The sequence below is a fragment of the Propionibacterium cyclohexanicum genome, assembly GCF_900111365.1.
Classification (GTDB): domain Bacteria; phylum Actinomycetota; class Actinomycetes; order Propionibacteriales; family Propionibacteriaceae; genus Propionibacterium; species Propionibacterium cyclohexanicum.
Map to the genome: position 1 here is coordinate 1 of NZ_FOGZ01000049.1, position 4,042 is coordinate 4,042.

Here is a 4,042-nt window from a genome sequence, read left to right on the forward strand (position 1 = left end):
CCTGGGCTTCCGCAACCTCACCAACTACATCGCCAGAAGCCTGCTCGAGACAGGCGGATTCAGACCCCAACTACACCCTCGATTGGGATGAGCCCTCAATCTGTACGACTCGGACGGGAGAATACAGTTCGATGCAGACCGGCGCGCAGCGCGAGAGTTCTTCCGGCAGCACGTGAACCCGAACACGGTGCTCTTCCACTCGCTGAGGGAGCGGCTCGACCATCTTGTGGAAGATGGCTACTATGAGGCGGAACTGCTCACGAAATACCCTTTCGAATTCATCCAGGAGCTCACCGATCTGGCGTTTTCCACTAGATTCCGCTTCAAGACCTTCCTTGGCGCCTTCAAGTTCTATACCAGCTACGCGCTCAAGACCTTCGACGGCCTCCACTACCTCGAGCGTTTCGAGGACCGGATCGTGATGACTGCACTGGTCCTGGGCAACGGCGACAAGATCTTGGCCCGGCACCTCGTCATCGAAATGATCTCAGGGCGTTTTCAGCCCGCCACGCCCACATTCCTCAACGCCGGGAAGGCGCAACGCGGCGGTCTGGTGTCCTGCTTCCTGCTGCGCATCGAGGACAACATGGAGTCGATCGGCCGAGGGATCAATTCGGCCCTCCAGCTCTCCAAGCGCGGTGGGGGAGTGGCGCTCCTGTTGTCGAACCTGCGCGAGGCCGGAGCGCCGATCAAGCAGATCCAGAACCAGTCGTCCGGGGTCATCCCGGTGATGAAGCTTCTCGAGGACAGCTTCAGCTACGCCAACCAGCTCGGCGCCCGTCAGGGTGCCGGCGCCGTCTATCTGTCGGCCCATCATCCGGACATCATGCGTTTCCTTGACACGAAGCGGGAAAACGCCGACGAGAAGATCCGGATCAAGACTCTGTCATTGGGGGTGGTGATTCCCGACATCACTTTCGAGCTGGCCAAGCGTGGTGAAGACATGTTCCTCTTCTCGCCCTATGATGTGGAACGCGTCTATGCGTTCCCCTCGGTGACATCAGCATCACCGAGAAGTATCGGGAGATGGTTGAGGATCCGCGGATCAAGAAGACCAAGATCGACGCTCGACAGTTCTTCCAGACGCTCGCTGAAATACAATTCGAGTCCGGCTATCCGTATATCGTGTTCGAGGACACGGTGAATCGGAACAGCCCGATCAAGGGCCGGATCAACATGTCCAATCTGTGCTCGGAGATTCTTCAGGTCAATACACCCACCAGCTACCACGAGGACTTGTCCTATGACGAGATCGGCAAGGACATCTCGTGCAACCTGGGTTCGCTCAACATCGCCCTCGCGATGGACTCCCCCGATCTCGCCAAGACCGTCGAGACTGCGGTGCGCGCGCTCACCTCGGTGAGCGACCAGAGCCATACCCCCTCCGTGCGCTCGGTCGACAGCGGGAATGCCCGCTGCCATGCCATCGGGCTGGGCCAGATGAACCTGCATGGGTATCTGGCCCGGGAGCACATTCACTACGGCTCCGACATCGCCCTCGATTTCACGAACATCTATTTCTACACGGTGCTGTTCCACGCCCTGCGGACATCCAATGAGCTGGCCATGGAGCGAGGCGTGGCCTTCGATGGGTTCGCCGAGTCCCGGTACGCATCGGGGGAGTTCTTCGACAAGTACGTGAACCAGGAGTGGGTGCCTGCGACTGCTCGGGTCCGCGAACTGTTCGCCCACCAGCACATTCCGAATCGGGCCGACTGGCAGGCGCTGCGGGCCTCGGTGATGGAGCATGGCATCTACAACCAGAACTTGCAGGCCGTGCCGCCGACCGGCTCGATCTCCTATATCAACAACTCCACGTCGTCGATCCACCCTATCGTGTCCAAGGTGGAGATCCGCAAGGAAGGCACCGTGGGCCGCGTCTACTATCCGGCGCCATTCATGACTAACGACAACCTCGAATACTACGAGGACGCGTATGAGATCGGCTACGAGAAGATCATCGATACCTACGCGGTCGCCACGCAGCATGTCGATCAGGGGCTCTCGCTCACGCTGTTCTTCAAGGACACTGCGACCACCCGGGACGTGAATCGCGCCCAGATCTATGCCTGGCGCAAGGGCATCAAGACGCTCTACTACATCAGGCTGCGCCAGCGCGCCCTTGAAGGCACCGAGGTCGAGCACTGCGTGAGCTGCATGCTCTGAACCACCCCCTGATCTTTCGTCGAATCGAGGAGACGGCCATGGCCACGGAAACACATCTGCTGGAACATGTGGAAGCAATCAACTGGAATCGCGTAGCAGACGAGAAGGACGTGGAGGTCTGGAATCGCCTCACCGGGAACTTCTGGCTGCCGGAGAAGATTCCGTTGTCGAATGATGTCGCGTCATGGGCGCGGCTTTCCGCGCAGGAACGACTGCTCACCATGCGGGTCTTTGCGGGGCTCACCCTGCTCGATACGATTCAGGGCACGGTGGGCGCCGTGTCACTCATCCCCGACTCGTTGACCCCTCACGAGGAGGCTGTCTATACGAACATCGCCTTCATGGAGTCGGTCCATGCGAAGAGCTACTCATCTATCTTCTCGACACTTGCCACCACCCACGAGATCGATGACGCGTATGCCTGGTCCTCGGACAATGAATTCCTGCAGCGAAAGGCGAGGATTGTCCTGGACTATTATCGCGGCGACGAACCGCTCAAGCGCAAAGTTGCGTCGACCCTGCTGGAGAGTTTCTTGTTCTACTCCGGCTTCTATCTGCCGCTCTACTTCTCATCGAAGGCCGAGCTCACGAACACTGCCGACGTGATCCGCCTCATCATCCGAGACGAGGCCGTGCACGGCTACTACATCGGATACAAATTCCAGCGAGGCCTGGAGGCGCTCGACGATTCCGGGCAAAAGGACCTGAAGGACTATACCTTCTCGTTGCTCTATGAGCTGTACGAGAACGAGGTGAAATATACCCACGATCTCTACGATGCGGTGGGCTGGACCGACGAGGTGAAGAAGTTCCTGCACTACAACGCCAACAAGGCGTTGATGAACCTTGGCTACGAGGCGCTGTTCCCGGAGGCCATCGCCGACGTGAACCCCGCCGTGCTGTCCGCCCTATCGCCGAATGCCGACGAGAACCACGATTTCTTCTCGGGTTCCGGATCCTCCTATGTGATGACGAAGGCCGTGGCCACCGAGGACGAGGACTGGGATTTCTGAGGAGCATTGATTCCCCGAAGCGGTGGCACCAGGTCCCCGCGGTGCACCGCGGGTGGTCATGGCGGGCCCACCATGGCAAGGAAATCGCCTGCTGGCGTAACCCCCGGCCATCGCCTGGTGTGGCGGCTTGACAAGGCAACAATCGAGACGGAGTCGCTGTGCTCCACGATCCCGGCGCTGCCGGGGCCGGCCCTGAACACCAGGAGGTTCTATGTCACGACTTGCCATCAACAAGCAATCGCCCGAGGGCTACAAGGCCGTCGGGGCGTTCGAGGCCTACGTCCAGAAGAACGTCGACCATGTGCTTCTCGACCTGGTGAAGCTGCGCGCCTCGCAACTGAACGGCTGCGCCTTCTGCGTCGACATGCACTCGAGCGATCTGCAGAAGAACGGCGTGCCGGTGCGCAAGATCTTCGCCGTGGCGGCCTGGAAGGAGGCGCCCTTCTTCAGCGACAAGGAGCGTGCCGCGCTGGCCCTCACCGAGGAGGTCACCCTCGTTTCCGAGCAGGGCGTCACCGATCAGACCTGGGACGAAGCGTCGAAGTACTTCTCCGACAAGGAGCTGTCCGACCTCGTCCTCGCCATCGCCGCGATCAACGTATGGAACCGGATCGGCGTGTCGACCCACCTCGCTCCGCCGCCCCTCGACTGACGCCCAATCCTCGCCGATGGCCCCGATGCGCGCTCCTACGAGACGCGCATCGGGGCCATCGGCCCTGCCGTCTGTACCGTCGCCCAGGGAGCCAGCCAGGCGACGGCCGGTAATGTGGCTCATCCCAATCGAGGGTGTAGTTGGGGTCTGAATCCGCCTGTCTCGAGCAGGCTTCTGGCGATGTAGTTGGTGAGGTTGCGGAAGCCCAGGG

The 4,042-nt window shown here is 60.4% G+C and carries 4 protein-coding genes; all 4 read left to right on the plus strand.

All coding sequences use genetic code 11. The features are described 5' to 3' along the window. The first annotated feature begins 100 nt into the window (after nt 1-100). The 4 genes from BMX93_RS13455 (at nt 101) to BMX93_RS12540 (ending at nt 3,831) form a co-directional block, all read left to right on the plus strand. Nucleotides 101-1,144, plus strand: a complete 1,044-nt coding sequence (locus tag BMX93_RS13455; protein WP_425438786.1) for a ribonucleotide reductase N-terminal alpha domain-containing protein — start codon at nt 101-103, stop codon at nt 1,142-1,144. After that, nucleotides 1,027-2,166, plus strand: coding sequence for a ribonucleotide reductase large subunit (locus BMX93_RS13460; RefSeq protein WP_281245674.1), 1,140 nt, complete (start codon nt 1,027-1,029; stop codon nt 2,164-2,166). Before BMX93_RS13455 ends, BMX93_RS13460 begins: the two co-directional genes overlap by 118 nt. Before the next feature lie 38 nt (nt 2,167-2,204). Continuing rightward, nucleotides 2,205-3,179, plus strand: coding sequence for a class 1b ribonucleoside-diphosphate reductase subunit beta (gene nrdF / locus BMX93_RS12535; protein WP_091971665.1), 975 nt, complete (start codon nt 2,205-2,207; stop codon nt 3,177-3,179). A gap of 211 nt (nt 3,180-3,390) precedes the next feature. Continuing rightward, nucleotides 3,391-3,831: a carboxymuconolactone decarboxylase family protein gene (locus BMX93_RS12540; RefSeq protein WP_091971668.1), complete on the plus strand. Its 441-nt coding sequence runs from the start codon at nt 3,391-3,393 to the stop codon at nt 3,829-3,831. Nucleotides 3,832-4,042: the final 211 nt, after the last annotated feature.